This is a genomic window from Psychrobacter sp. TB20-MNA-CIBAN-0197, assembly GCF_040309765.1.
In the GTDB taxonomy this organism is placed as follows: Bacteria; Pseudomonadota; Gammaproteobacteria; order Pseudomonadales; family Moraxellaceae; genus Psychrobacter; species Psychrobacter submarinus.
The window spans coordinates 1-280 of sequence record NZ_JBEOPC010000419.1; the positions used below are offsets into that span (position 1 = coordinate 1).

Annotated in this window: 1 protein-coding gene; it reads left to right on the forward strand. The window is 65.4% G+C overall.

What is annotated here, in order from left to right; genetic code table 11:
* Positions 1–280 (forward strand): acyl-CoA synthetase family protein (locus AAEY83_RS14300; protein ID WP_351059865.1); only part of this gene is annotated, 280 nt, incomplete at both ends.

The following is a 280-nucleotide window of genomic DNA, read 5'->3' on the forward strand; positions in this document are numbered from 1 at the left end:
GATGTGCTCAACCCGGTGGCCGATCAGGTTGCCGGTGAGTTGTACATCGGTGGCGATAGCGTTGCCCTTGGCTACCTGAATCAGCCGGGGCTCACCGCTGAGCGTTTCCTGCCTGATCCGTTTGGGAACCCCGGCGCGCGGGTGTACCGCAGTGGCGACCGGGTCCGGCGCAATCGCGAACAGGCGCTGGAGTTCATCGGTCGTGCCGACGATCAGGTCAAAGTGCGCGGCTACCGTGTGGAGCCTGCGGAAGTCGCGCGGGTGTTGCTCAGCCTCGACG